This is a genomic window from Streptomyces violascens (assembly GCF_014649955.1).
In the GTDB taxonomy this organism is placed as follows: domain Bacteria; phylum Actinomycetota; class Actinomycetes; order Streptomycetales; family Streptomycetaceae; genus Streptomyces; species Streptomyces violascens.
On the sequence record NZ_BMUA01000001.1, the window covers coordinates 1001825 to 1020053 of the forward strand.

Sequence of the window (18229 nt, forward strand, 5' to 3'; positions counted from 1 at the left end):
GCGGAGCCCGGCACCGGCCGCGACGGCCCGGCATCCGGTCCGGCGTTGTCCACAGGCCCCCGGGCCCTCTCCGGCCTGCGGCTAGGCTGGCCGGATGCCGGTAACCGTACTTCTGGTCGACGACGAACCCCTGGTCCGCGCGGGCTTGCGGGCCGTGCTCGAAGCGCAGCCCGACATCGAGGTGGTGGGCGAGGCCGCCGACGGCGCGGCTGTGATCCCGCTGGTGCGGCAGCTGCGGCCGGACGTGGTCGCGATGGATGTGCGGATGCCGCTCCTGGACGGCATAGAGGCGACGCGGGCAGTGCTGCGTACGGTCGAGGACCCGCCGAAGATCCTGGTCGTGACGACCTTCGAGAACGATGAGTACGTGTACGAGGCGCTGCGGGCCGGGGCCGACGGCTTCCTGCTGAAGCGGGCCCGACCGGCCGAGATCGTCAACGCGGTCCGGCTGGTGGCGGAGGGCGACTCGCTGCTGTTCCCGGCGGCGGTGCGTGCGCTCGCCGCCGAGTACGGCAACGGCGCCGCACGCACGGCGCTCGCCGAGGCGGGCCTCACCGACCGGGAGGCCGCGGTGCTGCGCCTGATGGCGCGAGGACTTTCCAATGCGGAGATCGCCGCCAAGCTCATCGTGGGCTCGGAGACGGTGAAGACGCATGTCAGCGCGGTGCTGGCGAAGTTGGGCGCCCGGGACCGCACGCAGGCGGTCATCGCCGCGTACGAGTCCGGTTTCGTGGCCCCGGGCTGATGCGCCTCCGTTACCGGCCGCCGCTCGCCGTACACCTGACCAGCGAGTACGATCCGGCAGACACGCGCACGAGCTGGGAGGACACACGTTGGGGCGGCTGACCGGCGGGGACCCCTCTCTGCTGCGGAGGATCAATTCCGCGGTGGTGCTGCATGCCCTCAGGGGTGCGGAATCTCCCACGCTGACCGATCTGACCCGGATCACGGGTTTGTCCCGGCCGACGGTCGAGGGCGTGGTCGACGGCCTGATGGAGGCCGGGCTCGTCGTCGAGTCGGCGCCCGAGGAGGGCGAGGCCCGGCGTCAGGGCCGGCCCGCGCGGCGGTTCCGGTTCCGGGCCGAGGCGGGGCATCTGCTCGGCATAGAGATCGGCCCGCACCGGGTGGCCGCGCTGCTGTCCGGTCTGGACGGCCGGATCTTCGGCGCGGGTTCCCGTGAGGTCCCCGAGACGGCCTCGGCCGACGAGCGCCTCGAACGGGTCCGGATGACCGTCGCCGACGTGCTGCGCCGGGCCGGTGTGGCGCGCAGTTCGCTGCGTGCGGTCGGCGTCGGCAGCCCGGGCATCGTCGAGGCCGACGGCACCGTGCGGCTCGGCACCGCGCTGCCCGAGTGGACGGGCCTGGCGCTGGGCGAGCGGCTGCGGCGTTCCTTCCGCTGTCCCGTACTGGTCGAGAACGACGCCAACGCAGCGGCCGTCGCGGAGCACTGGAAGGGTGCGGCGGCCGACTCGGACGACATCGTCTTCGTCATGGCCGGTCTGAGCCCGGGGGCGGGTTCGCTGATCGGCGGCCGGCTGCACCGGGGGTTCGGGGGCGCGGCGGGCGAGATCGGCGCGCTGCATCTGCTCGGCCGCGATGTCACCCCCGAGAAGCTGCTCTCGACGACGGACGAGCCACTGCACCCGCTGGACGAACAGGCCGTCGCCGATGTGTTCGCACTGGCCCGGCAGGGCGATGCGCGGGCCCAGGCCGCGGTGGAGCGGTTCCTTCAGCGCCTGGTGCACGATGTGGCCGCGCTGGTGCTCGCCCTCGATCCGGAACTGGTCGTCGTCGGCGGCTGGGCGGCCGGCATCGACGGCGTACTGGAGCCGCTGCGCAGGGAGTTGGCGCGTTATTGTCTGCGGCCGCCCCGGGTGGTGCTCTCGATGCTGGGCGAGGCGGTGGTGGCGACCGGCGCGCTGCGGCTCGCCCTCGACCACGTGGAAGAAGAGCTGTTCGCCGTCGAGGGAACGGTGACGGCGCGGCGCTGAGGCCCTCCAGGTCCGGGTGACCGTCCACGAGGTGCCCCGCGCCGGACCGGGTCAGGAGGCCTGGCGCTGCTGACCGGGGTGGTTGATCTCCACGTCGACCGAGTCGCCGAAGGTGAGGCGGCAGGTGTCCGCGCGGTAGGTGGCGACGGAGACGGCAGCGGTGCGGCCCCCGGCGAAGTACCGGGTGGTCACGACGAGGACGGGGGCGCCGGGCAGCCGGTCGAGTTCCTTGGCGTCGTCGGCGCGCGCCGAGCCGAGTTCGACGGCGCGTTCCTGGCCTTCGAGTTCCAGGCGCTGAAGTTCGCGCAGGACGGCGCGGCCGCGGGCTGGCCCCGAGGGCACGTCGATCGCGGAGAGCTCGGGCACGGACCCGACCGGAACGTAGAGGAGCTCGGCGGCGACGGCCTGGCCGTGAGCGACCCGGGTCCGGCGGACGGTGTGCATCTCCTCGCCGGTCGCGGCGTCGAAGAGGCGGGCGACCGCGGTGGGCGGCACGGCGGCCGTGGCGTCCGCGGTCTGCCAGGCGTCGCCGGGCGCACCGGGCCAGTCGTGCTGGGCGGTGGAGACCGAGACGGCCGTACGCGGCGGGGCGACGGTGGTGCCGACGCCACGGCGGCGCTGGAGCCGGCCTTCCAGTTCGAGCTGTTCCAGTGCCTGGCGGAGCGTGGCGCGCGCGACGCCGAACCGAGCCGCGAGATCACGCTCGTTGGGCAGGATCTCGCCCACCGCGAAGTCCGAGTCGAGCGCCTCGCTGAGTACCGTCCTGAGGTGCCAGTACTTCGGCTCCGGCACCGATTCCAGCTGCGTGGTCCCCACCCTGATCCTCCGCAATCGCCGTGTCCGCGGCGGCTTTCCGTGCCCTTGTTTATTAAAGGTTCCTGCACTAACTCTGCGACCATAGGGCGGCCCACCCCCTTGGTCAAGACCAATCCTCGTTCCGTTACGGAGCGCGCACGAGGGTTGCCGCAGAGCGTTCACACGACGTTCGTGCCCCGGTGACGGCAGCACCGCACAAGGGCCTCCGAGGCGACGGCCGGGCTCCGGGAAAAGTCGCCGGGCCGCCGAGATGTCCGATATGCCTCTTGAACTCGAAGCTACCGAGCGGTAGTTGTTGCTGACAGGACGTCTAAGCGTGGATCCCAGGACAGGGAGCAGCCCCATGACCGCAGAGGTCTCGTTCACGATCGACACTCCCCTGGGGAGCCGCTCCACCTCGGTCACCTACCGGCGCGAGGGCACGGGCGAACCGCTTCTGCTGCTCCACGGGATAGGCCACCACCTGCAGGCCTGGGATCCGGTCTTCGAACTGCTCGCCGCCGACCGCGACGTGATCGCGATCGACCTGCCGGGCTTCGGCACCTCACCCGCGCTGCCGGAGGGCACCGCCTACGACCTCTCCACCGTCGTCCCGATCCTCGGCGCGCTGTGCGAGGCCCTCGGCATCGAGCGGCCGCACGTCGCGGGGAATTCCCTGGGCGGCCTGCTCGCCCTGGAGCTGGGGCGCGAGAAGCTCGTACGGTCCGTGACGGCGCTCTCCCCGGCGGGCTTCTGGACGCCGTCCGAGCGGCAGTACGCGTTCAATGTGCTGCGGATGATGCGGCGGGTGGCGAAGGCGCTGCCGGTCCCGGTCATCGAGCGGATGTCCCGCACAGGCGCCGGACGCACCGCGCTGACCAGCACCATTTACGCCCGGCCCGGCCGCCGTTCACCGGAGGCCGTCGTCGCCGAGACGCTGGCGCTGCGCACCGCGCCCGGCTTCGGGCAGACCTTGGCCGCCGGACAGGACGTCCTGTTCACCGACGACGTGCCCGGGGTGCCCGTGACCGTCGCCTGGGGCAGCGGGGACCGGCTGCTCCTGCGCCGCCAGGGCGTCCGCGCCAAGCACGCCATTCCGGGCGCCCGGCTCGTGCGGCTGCCCGGCTGCGGCCACGTCCCCATGAACGACGACCCGGCCCTGGTCACCCGGGTCATCCTGGACGGCAGCCGCCCCGTCGGCGAGGTTCCGTCCCGCCCGGAGACCCAACTCGCCTGATTCCAGGCCGATTCAAGGCCTCAGGGTCGCCTGCTGGGCGAAGCCGTCAGGCGTTGGACCAGCCGCGCTTGCAGAGCACGAGGCGGTACCCGTCCGGGTCGGCGACGGTCACACCCCAATCGTTCCAGTACGGGTTCGGCGACTGGACGCGTGTGCCGCCGTGCTCCACCAGACGGCCGACCAGGTCCTGAGGCACTTCCTCGTCGAGATAGATGACGAGGAGGTCCTCCTCGGTGGGCCTGGGTTCGACCGGGTGGCCCGCCTCGCGGACCAGCTCCAAGTGCCAGTCGGCGTCCGGCCACCCGAGCATCAGGAGGTCGTGCCCGTCCGCCTCGGCCCGGTAGACGACCTTCAGGCCCAGCCCGTCGACCCAGAAGAGCTCGGCCGCCGCGAGGTCGAGGGACGGCCTGGCGATACGGATGTGTGAACGGCCGCCGATAGGCATGCAGTGCTCCTCTTTCCCTGGTCCGCCTCGTCGGCGTCCCGTACACGCAACCTACTCAACGAAGATCGACGAGTCGATCGTTCCCTGGTCCCGGTCCGCTCGACCTAGGACGGTTGTTCACCCGGAGTTCGCGCCCGCGCCGCGGCCGGGCAGTAGGCATGGCAGGGCACCCAGCGACCAACCTCCCCAGGAGGCGACACCGATGCCCAACCGCCGTACCGTACTGAAGGGTTCGCTCGCCGCGTCGGCGGGTCTCGCCCTGCCGACCGGGCTCGCCGCGGCGCCCGCGTTCGCCCGCTCCGGCCGGCCGAGCGCATCCTGGGGTGTGCAGGCCGGCGACATCACCGCCTCGTCCGGGCTCATCTGGGCGCGCTCCGACCGCCCGGCCCGGATGGTCGTGGAGACGTCCGCGACGGAGTCCTTCCGGCGCGCCCGCAGATGGCAGGGGCCGCTGCTCGGGCCTGGTACGGACTTCACCGGTACGACGCCTCTGCGCGGGCTCCCGGCCGGCGAGCAGATCCACTACCGGGTCACCCTGGCCGACCCCGACGACCCGCGGCGCACCGGGCAGCCGGTGTGCGGCACCTTCCGCACCGCGCCCGACAGCCGGCGCGACGACGTGCGGTTCCTGTGGTCCGGGGACATCGCGGGGCAGGGCTGGGGCATCAACCCGGACATCGGCGGCTACCGCGTGTACGACGAAATGCGACGCCTGGACCCGGACTTCTTCCTGTGCAGCGGCGACAACATCTACGCCGACAACGTGATCCTGCCGAGCGTGACGCTGCCCGACGGCCGGGTCTGGCGCAACATCACCACCGAGGAGAAGTCCAAGGTCGCCGAGACTCTCGCCGAGTACCGGGGCAACTTCCGCTACAACCTGCTCGACGAGAACGTCCGCGCGTTCAACGCCCAGGTGCCGTCCATCGTGCAGTGGGACGACCATGAGGTACGCAACAACTGGTACCCGGGGCAGATCCTGGACGACGCGCGCTACACGGAGAAGAACCTCGATGTACTCGCGGCCCGTTCGCGGCGGGCGTTCAGCGAGTACTTCCCGATCTCCACGCTGGGGACCGGCGAGCGGGCGGGGCGGGTGCAGCGCGTGCTGCGGCACGGACCGCTCCTCGATGTGTTCGTGCTCGACATGCGGACGTACCGCGACGCCAACTCGCCCGGCCGGCAGCCGGACGACCGGGTCGGCATCCTCGGCGCGGAGCAACTCCATTGGCTGAAGCGGGAGTTGGCGAGGTCGCGGGCGGTGTGGAAGGTCATCGCCGCGGACATGCCGCTCAGCCTCGTCGTCGTGGACGGGGCGACCGACTTCGAGGCGGTGTCCCAGGGCGACCCCGGCGCGCCGCTCGGGCGCGAGCTGCAGATCGCCGAGCTGCTGCGGTTCATCAAGCACCAGCGGATCACCGGCACGCTGTGGCTCACCGCGGACGTGCACTACACGGCCGCCGAGCACTACGACCCGTCGCGGGCCGCGTTCAAGGACTTCGCCCCGTTCTGGGAGTTCGTGTCCGGGCCGCTCGCCGCGGGCGGCTTCCCGCCGGACAAGGTGGACGGCACCTTCGGCCCCCGGCAGGTCTTCGTGCAGGCCCCCACCACGGCCAACGCCTCTCCCATGGAGGCCCCGCCGAACTTCGGCGAGATCGAGATCGACGGCGGCTCCGGCGAGCTGACCGTACGGCTGCGGGCGCAGGGCGGTTCGGTACTCTTCGCCCAGGTGCTGCGGCCCGGGCTCGTGGGCCAGTGATCCGAACCCCCATGACGGGGAGGCCGGGCAGGCCGGGACGCAGAGACGAACACTCCAGGCCACACCCGGCAGAAAACAGCCAAAAGAGCATCAGAAGCACACTTAACCCGTCAGTCACAAAGCGTTCGTGATCACGCAACAACGCTGAGCCACAGTGATGCCATGACTGATATGCAAGGACAGCTGTCCCACAAGCAGGCCCGCCGCCGTCACCACTGGCGGCGGGACCTCGTCGAACTCGCCGCACTGTTCACGGCCGTGGCCGTCGCCGACGGACTCTCGAACCTGGTCGCGCACGGCCCCGACGGACCGTTCCTGCTGGTCGCCTCGGCCGTGGCACTGATCGCGACGGCGGCGTTCCACACCTGGTGGGCACACCGCCACAGCCATGCGCCGCCGCTCCCGGACACCGGCGATGCGGGCGATACCGACGGCCCGGCGACCGACGGCGACTCGGGGAGCGACCGCGCGCGCCGCGAGACGGCGCTCTGGCGGATGCGGACGACCGTACGGGACGAGCCCGGCAGCCTCGCCGCGCTGTGCACCGCGCTCGCCGGGCACCGCGTGGACATCCTCACGCTCCAGACGCACCCGCTCGCGGACGGCACGGTGGACGAGTTCCTGCTGCGTATGCCCGCCGAGCTGTCGGGCGCCGAACTGGCCCGGGCGGTCTCCGTGGCGGGCGGCCACGACACCTGGACCGAGCGGGCCGACGCCCACGACCTCGTGGACGCGCCGACCCGCGTCCTCGGCCTCGCCACCCGCACCGCGCTCGACGCCGCCGAACTCCCGCTCGCACTGCGCCAGTTGCTCGGCCGCTGCACCATCCACTCGCTGCCCGCGGTCTCGCTGACCGGCCGCCCCACCGGCGAGACGGCCCCGGTCGAGGGCGTACTGGAGTCGACGACCATGCGGCTGCGCGACCCGAACGGCGGGACGATCACCATCGATCGGCCCCATCTCCCGTTCACCCCGACCGAGTTCGCCCGCGCCCGGGCGCTCGTGGAGCTGGACGCCCGGCTCGGTCCGCGCGTGCCGCGCAGCGAGGACGTCCTGACGCTGCCCGAGGGCAACGAGATCACGGTGCGGCGGGCCGACCAGAGCGACATCGAGGCCGCCAAGGCCATGCACGAGCGGTGCTCGGACCGCACCCTCGGCCTGCGCTACCACGGCCCCGTCGCCGACGCCGACCGCTACCTCGGGCACCTGCTGAGCCCGCGCTACGGCCGCACCCTCGCCGTGCAGACCGCCTCCGGACGCCTGGTCGCGCTCGGCCACCTCCTGTGGGACGGCGACGAGACCGAGGTGGCCGTGCTCGTCGAGGACTCCTGGCAGCGCCGCGGCATCGGCTCCGAACTGCTGCGCCGCCTGGCCGACCTCGCCGTCGAGGCCCGCTGCGACAGCGTGTACGCCGTCACCCAGGCGTCCAACACCGGCATGGTCGCGGCCATGCGCGGGCTCGGGCTGCCCCTGGACTACCAAGTCGAGGAGGGCACCCTGGTGGTCACCGCCCGCCTCGACAAGACGGCGGCCCCGACGAGCTCGGCCGGCCGCCGCGGGGGCTTCGAACAGCGCTGAGCAGTCCGGTTCCCGGCGACCCGGTCAGGCGTTCCGGAAAGATTGGTGGTGACGCGGAGCCCTCACTTGGAGAGGATGTCCGCATGTCAGTCACTTCCAGCAGCGCGCTGCCCCGCCAGGTCGCCGACGCCTATGTCGACGCACTCATCGAACTCGACCCGATCACCGGGAGCTATCTGGGCGTCAGGGCGAGCCACGCCCTCCTGCCCGACTTCTCCCCCGCAGGACAGTCGGCCGTGGCCGACCTGGCGCGCACCACGCTCGCCCGCCTCGACGAGGCCGAGCGGCAGCCCGGCGCCGACAGCGACGCCGAGCGCCGCTGCGGCCGGCTGCTGCGGGAGCGGCTGACCTCCGAACTCGCCGTCCACGAAGCCGACGAGGGCCTGCGTACGGTCAGCAATCTGCACTCGCCCGCCCACAGCGTCCGGATGGCGTTCACCATGACGCCGACCGAGACCGAGGAGGACTGGCGAGCCGTGGCCTCCCGCCTTCGCGCGGTGCCCGCCGCCATCGAGGGCTACCGCGCCTCGCTCGAACTCGGCCTGGAACGCAAGCTGTTCGGCGGTCCGCGCGCCACCGACACGGTCATCGGCCAGCTCGGCGAGTGGGTCGACACCCGCTTCTTCGAGGAGTTCGCCGCACCCGGCCCGGAGGCCCTGCGTGCCGAACTCGACTCGGCGGCCGGCGAGGCATCCGCAGCCCTCGCCGCGCTGCGCGACTGGCTGCGCGACGTGTACGCGCCGGCCATCGAGGGATCCGCCGACACGGTGGGCCGCGAGCGGTACCAGCGCTGGTCGCAGTACTACAACGGCACCGCGCTCGACCTGGACGAGGCGTACGCGTACGGCTGGTCCGAGTACCACAGGCTGCTCGGCGAGATGAAGACCGAGGCCGCCAAGATCCTGCCGGGCGCCGGCCCCTGGGAGGCGCTCGCGCATCTCGACGAGCACGGAACACACATCGAGGGCGTCGACGAGGTCCGCGACTGGCTGCAGTCCCTGATGGACGAGGCCATCGAAGCGCTGGACGGCACGCACTTCGAACTCGCCGAGCGGGTACGGAAGGTGGAGTCCCGCATCGCACCGCCGGGCGGCGCCGCGGCCCCCTACTACACGGGCCCCTCCGAGGACTTCTCGCGGCCCGGCCGCACCTGGCTCCCCACCATGGGCGAGACCCGCTTCCCGGTGTACGACCTGGTGTCGACCTGGTACCACGAGGGCGTGCCGGGCCACCACCTGCAGATCGCGCAGTGGGTGCACGTCGCCGACCAGCTCTCCCGCTACCAGGCCACCGTCGGCCACGTCAGCGCCAACGCCGAGGGCTGGGCGCTGTACGCGGAGCGCCTGATGGACGAGCTGGGCTTCCTGACCGACCCCGAGCGCAGGCTCGGCTACCTGGACGCGCAGATGATGCGCGCCTGCCGGGTGATCATCGACATCGGCATGCACCTGGAGCTGGAGATTCCGGCGGACTCGCCGTTCCATCCGGGCGAGCGCTGGACGCCGGAGCTGGCGCACGAGTTCTTCGGCGGCCACAGCAGCCGTCCGGCGGACTTCGTCCAGAGCGAGCTGATCCGCTACCTGTCGATGCCGGGGCAGGCGATCGGCTACAAGCTGGGCGAGCGCGCCTGGCTGCTGGGCCGGGAGAACGCCCGGGCCCGCCACGGCGACGCCTTCGACCCGAAGGCCTGGCACATGGCAGCCCTCTCGCAGGGCTCGCTCGGCCTCGACGACCTGGTCGACGAGCTGTCCAAGCTCTGAGGCACCGGCGGGGTGGTCCGGTGACCGGGCCGCCCCGCCCCCTCGGTGCCCACGGTGTTCAGCAACCGCAGTCGTCGGAGTCGACCGGCGCGGTCAGCGGGTCGGCGGCGCGCTTGTCCCGGCCCTCCCACGTCTCGAACTCGAAGCCCTCGCGGACCCAGTACTCGAATCCGCCGAGCATCTCCTTGACCTGGAAGCCGAGTTCGGCGAGCGCCAGCGCCGCGCGGGTGGCACCGTTGCAGCCGGGACCCCAGCAGTACGTGACGACCGGCACGGACTTGTCCAGGAGCTGTTCGGCCTGCTCGGCGATCAGCGCGGTCGGCAGGTGGACGGCGCCGGGCACATGGCCCTGATCCCAGGACGCGGTGGAGCGGGAGTCCAGGACCACGAATCCGGGATCGCCGTCGACGGCGAGTCCGGAGGCCACGTCGGAGACGTCGGCGTGGAATACCAGGCTGGCGCGGAAGTAGGCGGCGGCGTCTGCCGGGGCGGCCGGGGCCACGCGCAGGACGGGGTTGGCGGGGGCGGTGAGCTGTGTCGTCATGGCTGAAAATCTATGTCCCGGTGATCAACTCCAGGAAGGTCCGATCCCCGGAACATCTCTTGATCCGCCGGGATTTTCACGGTTGTCTGTGCTGCATGACCGCGTATTCCCCGGACGCCACCGACTGGCGCATTCTGGAAGCCCTCCAGCAGGAAGGCCGGGCCACGTTCGCCGAGCTGGCCCGGACCGTCTCCATGTCGGCGAGCGCCGTCACCGAGCGGGTGCGTCGCCTCGAAGAGGCCGGGGTGATCGCGGGCTACACGGCGGTCGTCGACCAGGAACGCCTCGGCCGGCCGATCCTCGCCTTCGTCCGGCTTCGCTATCCGAACGGCCATTACAAGCCGTTCCACGATCTGGTGGACGCGACGCCGGAAATCATGGAGGCGCACCATGTGACCGGGGACGACTGCTTTGTGATCAAGGTGGGGGCTCGGTCGATGAGCCACCTGGAGGAGATCTCGGGGAAGATCGGGGCGTTGGGGTCGGTGACGACGAGCGTGGTGTATTCCTCCCCGCTCCCGCGGCGGGCGATCGGCCGCTGATCGGGATGCGGGGGTGCGCCGGGGCTCCGGGAGGCCCCACCCCTCCCCTTCCCTAAACCCGCCGGGGGTGGGGCAGGGGTGAGGCCAGGTTCCCTGGGGCTCCGCCACAGACCCCGTACCGCGCCTCAAGGGCGCTCGTCCTCGAACGCCGGACGGGCTGAAGATGTCGACCGGCGTCAACCCTGCCAGGGGCGCGGGGAACTGCGCGAGCAACCACCCGCCGCCCGCAGCCGACATACGTCCGCCGGAGGCTTTCGGGAAGGGGTGGGGAGGGGCCTACGGGGTCTGGGGCGGAGCCCCAGCGGCCACCCCGCGCAGCCGCACCGACGACCCCGCGCGGTCCTTCACCACCTCCAGCTGCGCCGGGATGCGCCGCCGCAAGTCGCCCACGTGGCTGACGATGCCCACGCTGCGGTCGCGTTCGCGCAGCGAGTCCAGGACGTCCAACACCTCGTCCAGCGTCTGGTCGTCCAGGCTGCCGAAGCCCTCGTCGATGAACAGGGTGTCGAGCCGCGCCCCACCCGCCTCGTCGGTCACGACATCGGCCAGGCCCAGGGCCAGCGCGAGGGAGGCGAAGAACGTCTCGCCGCCCGACAGCGTCGCGGTGTCGCGCTCGCGGCCCGTCCAGGCATCGACCACGTGCAGCCCGAGGCCCGACCGCCCCCGGCCGCCCCTCACATCGGAGTGGACCAACGTGTACCGCCCGCCCGACATCCGCCGAAGCCGGGCCGTCGCCGCGGCCGCGACCTGTTCGAGGCGCGCGGCAAGCACGTACGACTCCAGGCGCATCTTGCGCTCGTTGTCGGCGGAGGTGCCCGCGGTCAGCCCCGCGAGGCGGGCGACCCGCTCGTACTCCTCGCGCAGCGGGCCGATCCTGCGGGTCTCCTCGGTGGCCCGGCTGCTCAGCTCGTGCAGTTCCGCACAGCGGGCCCGAGCCGCCGAGAGCGCCGACGCCGCGTCCCGCAGGGCCCGTTCGGCCGCCGCCGACCCGGCCTCGGCTTCCTCGGTACGGGCCGGTGCGGCAAGTCCGGCCGCGGCCGTCTCCGGCTCCGCGAGGCGCGCGGCGACCGTGGCCCGCTGGTGCTGCCATTCGTCGAGCCGGTGCTGGATGTCTCGCTGGCCCCGCTCGTCGATCAGGGCGGCCGATGCCGCGGCCGGGGTGTCGAACCCGGCCCGGAAAGCCGCCTCCGAGAGCCGTCCGTCGGCCTCCTTGAGCCGCTCGGCGCTGTCCTCGACTGCGCGCACCGCCTCCACGGCCTCGGCGAGGATGGCCGCCCGGTGTTCGAGCAGCCCCGCCTGCTCGGCGACGCTGGCCGAACCCGCCCGGACCTCGCTCAACTCCCGTTCCAGGGCGGCCTGTTCGCGATCCAGGGCCTCGCGGCTCGCGGTCCGGGCGGCCATGTTCTGCTGTGCCGTGCGCTGGGCGTTCAGGCGCCGCTCGTACTCTCCCTCCGCCGCGGCAAGCGCCAGCTGAGCCTCGTGCAGCCCGGCCGCCGCGCCCCGCGCGGCGCTGTGCGCACGCTGCAACTCCCCTGCCGCATCGGCCAGTTCGGTCACGCTCGCCGCGCCCGCCTCGGCCCGCGCGCCGGCGAGCTCCTCCCGCACGGAGGACAGGGTGGCCTCCGCTTCGGCGCGGGCCCGGTCGGCGTCCCGGTATGCCTGCTGCGCGGCGTCCTCCGTCGCGCGGTCGATCCGGTCGGCGCCGGGGCGGGCGGGCGCGGGGTGGTCGGCCGAGCCGCACACCGTGCACGGCTCCCCCTCGCGCAGCCGCGCCGCGAGTTCGGCCGCGATGCCGCGCAGCCGCTTCTCGCGCAGCGCGAGCCAGTGTTCGTGCGCGGCGTTGGCGGCCTCGCGTGTGTCGACATGTCGCCGGTCGGCCGCGGTCAGGCGAGCCTGTAGCGCATCGCGTTCGCGGGCTGCCGCGAGCCGCCGCTGGGCCGGTTCGAGCCGGCCCGCGAGCTGTTCCGCGCGGGTCGCGGCTTCGTGGGCGGCCTCGATCCGCTTCTGGTGGCCGAGCCGGGCGGCCTCCCAGCCCGCGAGCCATGCCGCGGCGTCGGTGAGGGCGTCCTCGTCGGCGCGGGCCTGCCGGTCGAGGCGGGCGCGCTCGTCGTCGATCTCCGCACTGCGGCGCTCGGCCCGGCGGGCGGACTCCAGGGCGCCGAGGTCCTGGCGCATCCTCCGCTCCAGGGCGGCGAGTTGATCGGCTCCGGCGTCGGCGAGATCCGGGTGCAGCCGGGCGCGCGAGCGGTCCCGCTCGGCGGTGGCCGTACGGTGCGCGCGCTGGGCCTGCTCCCGCCATTCGAGCGCGGGCGAGACCAGTTCCGCCTTGCGGGCCGTGTCCAGGCGGGCCCGCAGTGCGTCCTGTTCGGGGCGGCGGGCCGCCAGCTCCTCGGCTCTGCGGGCCGCTTCCGCGTACCGCTCCTGGAGGGCGGCCAGCTGCCGGGTCTCTTCGACGATGCGGCGGGCGGCGGCCTGCCTGCTTTCGGCGGCGGACACGGCGGCCGAGGCGATGTCGAGGCGTTCGTGTGCACCGCCGCGCGCGACGGCCGCCCATTGCAGGACGGCCGAGGCCAGGCCCGGGTCGCCGGGCCGCGCGTCGGGCAGCGGCCACGCGCGCGCGTCGGCGCTGTCGCCCGCGGCCTGCGCCATGCGCTGGGCGATGGCGAGCAACTGCTCGTCGCCGTCCTTGACTTGTCGCTCGGCAGTCTTGCGCAGCTCGGCGAGACGGTCCTCCACGGCGGCGAACCGGCGCGTGTCGAAGAGCCTGCCGAGGAGGCGTCCGCGCGCTTCCGCGTCCGACCTCAGGAACTTGGCGAACTCCCCCTGCGGCAACAGCACGACCTGGCAGAACTGCTCCCGGCTCATCCCGATGAGCCCGCCCAGCTCCTCGCCGACCTCCTGGTGCGAGCGGCTCAGCACCTGCCAGGCGCGACCGGCCGGGTCGTACTCACGCAGCCAGGTCTGCGCCTTCTCGGTGGTGAAACCGCTGCCACGCTTCTTGGGCCGGTCCTGCTGCGGGCGCCGGGTGATCTCCAACCGCCGTCCGCCCACGGTCAGTTCGAGCAGCACCTCGGTGAAGACGTCCGGCGCGGCGTGGTCGCTGCGCAGGGGGGTGCCGGGGCTCTGGCGGGCGCCGGGGACCGCTCCGTACAGGGCGAAGCAGACCGCGTCGAGCACCGAGGTCTTGCCCGCGCCGGTCGGTCCGTGCAGCAGGAACAGGCCCGCGGCGGACAGCGCGTCGAAGTCGACCTCCTGGCTGCCCGCGAAGGGGCCGAAGGCCGTGACGCGCATGCGGTGCAGCCTCACCGGGCCACCTCGCGCACGCCGTCGTCCACGCGTACGGCGTCGAACGCTCCTTGCAGCACGGTGCGTTCCCGGGCGTCCGGGCCGCTGCCGCCGCGTACGTGCGCCACGAAGTCCTCCGCGATCTGCTGGTCGCTGCGGCCGCTGAGGCGCTGCGCGTACGAGGCGTGCGGGTCGTCGTCGCCCCGCTCGGGGTCGAAGGCGAGGCTCAACGTGTGCGGGAAGCGCGTGCTGATCCTGGCCATGGCGTCGGCGGGGCGCTGCGCGTCGGTCAACGTGGCCTCCACCCATGCCTGTTCGTGGCGGGTCAGCGCCGGGTCTTCGAGGAGTTCGTCGAGGTGTCCCCGGATGCGGGCGAGGGGGCGGGGCACCGGGCAGTCGACGCGTTCGGCGGTGATCGCTCCGTCGGCGGCGAGGTCCACCAGCCACATGGACTTGCGGTGGGTGGCCTCCGAGAAGGAGTAGGCGAGCGGCGAGCCCGAGTAGCGGACCCGGTCGGTGATCACCTGGCTGCCGTGGAGGTGGCCGAGGGCGACGTAGTCGACGCCGTCGAAGACCCCGGCGGGCACGGCGGCGACTCCCCCTACGGTGATGTCGCGCTCGCTGTCGCTCGGCTCGCCCCCGGCCACGAAGGCATGCGCGAGCACGATGGACCGGGTGCCTTCGGGGCGGGTCGCGAGGTCGGCCCGTACGCGCTCCATGGCCGCGGCGAGCACCGCCTCGTGCCCGGCCTTGGGCGCGGCCAGTTCGTCCCTGACCAGGGCGGGCTCCAGGTAGGGCAGCCCGTAGCAGGCCACGTCGCCGATCATGACCGGCGTACCGCAGCCCGCCGGGTCGGTCCGCAGATGGATTCCGGCCCGCTCGATCAGCCCGGCCCCGACGCCGAGCCTGCGCGCCGAGTCGTGGTTCCCGGAGATCATCACGGTGGGCACGCCGAGGCCGGCGAGGCTGTGCAGGGCCCGGTCGAAGAGGTCGACGGCGGCGAGCGGCGGCACCGCCCTGTCGTACACGTCCCCCGCCACGAGCACCGCGTCCACACCCCGGTCACGCACCGTCGCCACCACGTGGTCGACGAACGCCGCTTGGGCGCCGAGCAGGTCGACCCGGTGGAAGGACCGGCCCAGGTGCCAGTCCGAGGTGTGCAGGAATCTCATGATCCCCGAGGGTAACGGTGGGGTCTGACATCACGGGCGGTAACCGGGACATCCGCCCGTTCCGCCCGCCTCAGGCGTACCCGTTCCGCCCGCCCCGGCTCTCCCGTGCCGCTGCCGCCGGTCTCACGCATCCCCGTACGCCTCTCCGCCCAGCTCAAGGGTCGCGGTGCCGGCGGTGGCGTCGGCCAGCCAGGCGCGGAAGCCCTCGACGTCGGCCTCGGGGAGCCCGATCTCGATGGTCACGGCCTCCGCGTACCGCACCTCGCGCACCGCGCGGCCGGTCGCCCTGAGGTCGTTCTCCAGCTTGCCGGCGCGCTGGTGGTCGACGGTGACACTGGCGAGGCGGAAGCGCTGGCGCACGATCGTGCCGAGCGAGTCCAGGGCTTCGCCGACGACACCGCCGTACGCCCTGATCAGACCGCCCGCGCCGAGCTTGACCCCGCCGTAGTAGCGGGTGACCACGGCCACGACGTACCGCACCTCGCGCCGGGTCAGCATCTGGAGCATGGGCACGCCCGCGGTGCCGCCGGGTTCGCCGTCGTCGCTCGCCTTCTGTACGGAGGCATCGGCTCCGATGACGTACGCGAAGCAGTTGTGACTGGCGGTCGGGTGCTCCTTGCGGATGCGGGCGACGAAGGCCTGCGCCTCCTGTTCGGTCGCGGCGGGCGCGAGCGCGCAGATGAAGCGCGACCTGTTGATCTCGCTCTCGTGCACGCCCTCGCGGGGGATGGTGCGGTACTGCTCCTGCATCCGCCCACCCTATGCGCCTGTTCCGCCCCGGCCGACCGGGGCGGAACAGGCAGCGGCCGCTACCGGGCCAGGAGCGCGTCGGCGACCGCGGCCGGTACCGGCGCGAGCGGGGCGGGCCGGGTCGTGAAGGTGCCCCGGCCCTGGGTCCGGCCGCGCAGCCGGGAGGCGTACCCGAAGAACTCGGCCAGCGGGACCGCCGCCGTGATCACCGCGGAACCGGCTGCGGCGGTGGACGCCGACACCTGGCCGCGGCGCGCCGCGAGGTCACCCAGGACACCGCCGACGCCGTCTTCGGGCACGGTCACCGTGACCTCGACGACCGGTTCGAGGAGCCCCATCACGCTCGACCGCAGCGCCTCGCGCAGAGCGAAGCGACCGGCCGTGCGGAACGCCATCTCCGAGGAGTCCTTGGAGTGGGTCGCCCCGTCGGTGAGCGTGACGCGCAGGCCCGTGACCGGGTGGCCGCCGAGCGGGCCCTCGGCGAGGGCGTCGCGGCAGCCGGCCTCCACGGCGCGCGCGTACTCCTGCGGCACCCGGCCGCCGACCACCGTCGACCGGAACTCGAATCCCACCCCTTCCATGGGCTCCACATCGAGGACGACCTGCGCGAACTGCCCGGCCCCGCCGTCCTGTTTGACATGCCGGTACACGAGACCGGTAACCCCTCGCACGACGGTTTCGCGGTACGAGACCTGGGGCCGGCCGACGCCGACCTCCACGCCCTGGTCGCGCCGGATCTTCTCCACCGCGACTTCCAGGTGCAGCTCGCCCATGCCGGAAAGCACGGTCTGGCCGGTCTCCGCGTCGGACCGCACGACCAGCGACGGGTCCTCCTCGGCGAGGCGTGCCAGCGCCGCGGCGAGCCGGCCCGTGTCGGTGCCGCGCTTGGCCTCGACCGCGACCGACACCACCGGTTCGGCCACCGAGGGCGGTTCGAGGAGCACGGGCGCGTCCGGCGCACACAGCGTCGCGCCCGGCCGGGTCGACTTGAGACCCACCACGGCGACGATGTCGCCCGCCATCGCTTCCTCCCTCTCCTCGTGCCGGTCGGCCTGGACGCGCAGGATCCGGCCGACGCGTTCGACGCGGCCGGTCGCCGCGTCGCGTACGGAGTCGCCCTTGAGCAGGGTGCCCGAGTAGACCCGCAGATAGGTCAGGCGCCCGCGCGCGGTGGCCGCCACCTTGAAGGCCAGCGCCGCGAACGGCTCCGCCGGTTCGGGCGCCCGCTCCTGCTCGTCGCCGTCGACGGTGCCGCGCACGGGCGGCATGTCGGCTGGCGACGGCAGATAGGCGAGCACCGCGTCCAGCAGGGGCTCGATCCCGCGGTTGCGGTAGGCCGAGCCGCACAGCACCACCACGGCGTCCCCGCGCAGGGTCAGCTCGCGCAGGACGCGCACCAGGGTCTGCTCGGTCAGCGCCGAAGCCGCGCAGAACTCCTCCAACGCGTCCGGATGGAGCTCCGCCACCGTCTCCTCAAGGAGGCGGCGCCTTCGTGTCGCCTCGTCGAGCAGTGCCCCGTCGACCGGCCCGCTCGTGCAGGTGTCGTCGTGCCACCGCAGGGCGCGCATGCGCACCAGGTCGACGACGCCGGTGAACGCGTCCTCGCGCCCGATGGGCAGCTGGACGACCAGGGGTACGGCGCCGAGCCGCTCCCGGATCGAGGCGACCGCCTTGTCGAGGTCGGCGCCCGCCCGGTCCAGCTTGTTCACGAACGCGATGCGCGGCACGCCGTGCCGGTCGGCCTGCCGCCAGACCGACTCGCTCTGCGGCTCGACTCCGGCGACGGCGTCGAACACCGCGACGGCCCCGTCGAGCACCCGCAGGGACCGCTCGACCTCGTCGGCGAAGTCGACGTGGCCCGGGGTGTCGATGAGGTTGATGCGATGCCCGTCCCAGCGGCAGCTCACGGCCGCCGCGAAGATGGTGATGCCGCGGTCGCGTTCCTGCGCGTCGAAGTCGGTGACGGTCGTTCCGTCGTGCACCTCGCCCCGCTTGTGGACGGCGCCGGTCGCGAACAGGATCCGTTCGGTGACAGTGGTCTTGCCCGCGTCGACGTGGGCGAGGATGCCGAGGTTGCGGACGGCGGAGAGGGATGTCGCGGCGAGAGGTCGCGTGTTGGTGCGCATGGCCTGAGGCCTTTCGAGTGCTTTCGCTGAGGAAGCCCAGGGACGGACTGGGCAGGCTGGAAGCGCGATTCAGGACGACGAGAACCCGGTCGGCTCAGCCGTGACTCCGCGTCACAACTGTGCTGCATGAAAAGGGATCTGACGTTACGTCACAGAAATTCGGCGAAGGCCGCGCAGCCGTCACCGAGCGATACGAGACACCAAAATCACGTCGTACCGGGACGGGGGAGCAAAGGCCGCGGTGT

At 72.8% G+C, this 18229-nt stretch carries 14 protein-coding genes; 7 read left to right on the forward strand and 7 right to left on the reverse strand.

The window, feature by feature from the left end:
- Positions 1-94: 94 nt before the first annotated feature.
- Entirely contained in the window at positions 95-745 is a 651-nt protein-coding gene (locus tag IE206_RS04710; RefSeq protein WP_189960585.1) for a response regulator, read from the forward strand.
- 88 nt (positions 746-833) lie between these two features.
- On the forward strand, positions 834-1991 hold the full coding sequence (locus tag IE206_RS04715; protein ID WP_189960587.1) for an ROK family transcriptional regulator: 1158 nt from the start codon (positions 834-836) through the stop codon (positions 1989-1991).
- Positions 1992-2042: 51 nt separating this feature from the next.
- Here IE206_RS04715 and IE206_RS04720 read toward each other — a convergent pair whose 3' ends face one another.
- Positions 2043-2807 carry a GntR family transcriptional regulator gene (locus IE206_RS04720; protein WP_189960589.1) on the reverse strand — a complete coding sequence of 255 codons (765 nt, stop codon included), beginning with the start codon at positions 2805-2807 and terminating at the stop codon, positions 2043-2045.
- 343 nt (positions 2808-3150) lie between these two features.
- On the opposite strand from IE206_RS04720, the gene IE206_RS04725 reads away from it, so the two are divergent.
- Positions 3151-4023: an alpha/beta fold hydrolase gene (locus tag IE206_RS04725; RefSeq protein WP_189960590.1), complete on the forward strand. Its 873-nt coding sequence runs from the start codon at positions 3151-3153 to the stop codon at positions 4021-4023.
- A gap of 46 nt (positions 4024-4069) precedes the next feature.
- Here the strand turns inward: IE206_RS04725 and IE206_RS04730 are convergent, their stop codons facing one another.
- The gene (locus IE206_RS04730; RefSeq protein ID WP_189960591.1) at positions 4070-4468 is read right to left on the reverse strand and encodes a VOC family protein; all 399 of its coding nucleotides are present in this window, start codon (positions 4466-4468) and stop codon (positions 4070-4072) included.
- 202 nt (positions 4469-4670) lie between these two features.
- Here IE206_RS04730 and IE206_RS04735 point away from each other — a divergent pair, with 202 nt between their 5' ends.
- From IE206_RS04735 to IE206_RS04745, 3 genes are all read left to right on the forward strand, one after another.
- Positions 4671-6227, forward strand: a complete 1557-nt coding sequence (locus IE206_RS04735) for an alkaline phosphatase D family protein (RefSeq protein WP_189960592.1) — start codon at positions 4671-4673, stop codon at positions 6225-6227.
- Between the two features lie 162 nt (positions 6228-6389).
- Complete coding sequence (locus IE206_RS04740) at positions 6390-7805, forward strand: GNAT family N-acetyltransferase (RefSeq protein ID WP_189960594.1); 1416 nt, start codon at positions 6390-6392, stop codon at positions 7803-7805.
- Positions 7806-7888: 83 nt separating this feature from the next.
- Entirely contained in the window at positions 7889-9565 is a 1677-nt protein-coding gene (locus IE206_RS04745) for a DUF885 domain-containing protein (protein WP_189960596.1), read from the forward strand.
- 58 nt (positions 9566-9623) lie between these two features.
- Here the strand turns inward: IE206_RS04745 and IE206_RS04750 are convergent, their stop codons facing one another.
- Complete coding sequence (locus tag IE206_RS04750; protein ID WP_189960598.1) at positions 9624-10109, reverse strand: rhodanese-like domain-containing protein; 486 nt, start codon at positions 10107-10109, stop codon at positions 9624-9626.
- Positions 10110-10204: 95 nt separating this feature from the next.
- Between IE206_RS04750 and IE206_RS04755 the strand changes: the two genes are divergently transcribed.
- Positions 10205-10651, forward strand: coding sequence for an Lrp/AsnC family transcriptional regulator (locus IE206_RS04755; RefSeq protein WP_189960599.1), 447 nt, complete (start codon positions 10205-10207; stop codon positions 10649-10651).
- A gap of 276 nt (positions 10652-10927) precedes the next feature.
- Here IE206_RS04755 and IE206_RS04760 read toward each other — a convergent pair whose 3' ends face one another.
- From IE206_RS04760 to fusA, 4 genes are all read right to left on the reverse strand, one after another.
- On the reverse strand, positions 10928-13957 hold the full coding sequence (locus IE206_RS04760; protein ID WP_189960600.1) for an AAA family ATPase: 3030 nt from the start codon (positions 13955-13957) through the stop codon (positions 10928-10930).
- Positions 13954-15108: an exonuclease SbcCD subunit D gene (locus IE206_RS04765; protein WP_189960601.1), complete on the reverse strand. Its 1155-nt coding sequence runs from the start codon at positions 15106-15108 to the stop codon at positions 13954-13956. The genes IE206_RS04760 and IE206_RS04765 overlap by 4 nt, the downstream gene beginning before the upstream one ends.
- Positions 15109-15231: 123 nt before the next feature.
- Positions 15232-15858, reverse strand: coding sequence for a YigZ family protein (locus IE206_RS04770; RefSeq protein ID WP_189960602.1), 627 nt, complete (start codon positions 15856-15858; stop codon positions 15232-15234).
- 59 nt (positions 15859-15917) lie between these two features.
- Positions 15918-17984, reverse strand: coding sequence for an elongation factor G (fusA, locus tag IE206_RS04775; RefSeq protein ID WP_189960604.1), 2067 nt, complete (start codon positions 17982-17984; stop codon positions 15918-15920).
- Positions 17985-18229: the final 245 nt, after the last annotated feature.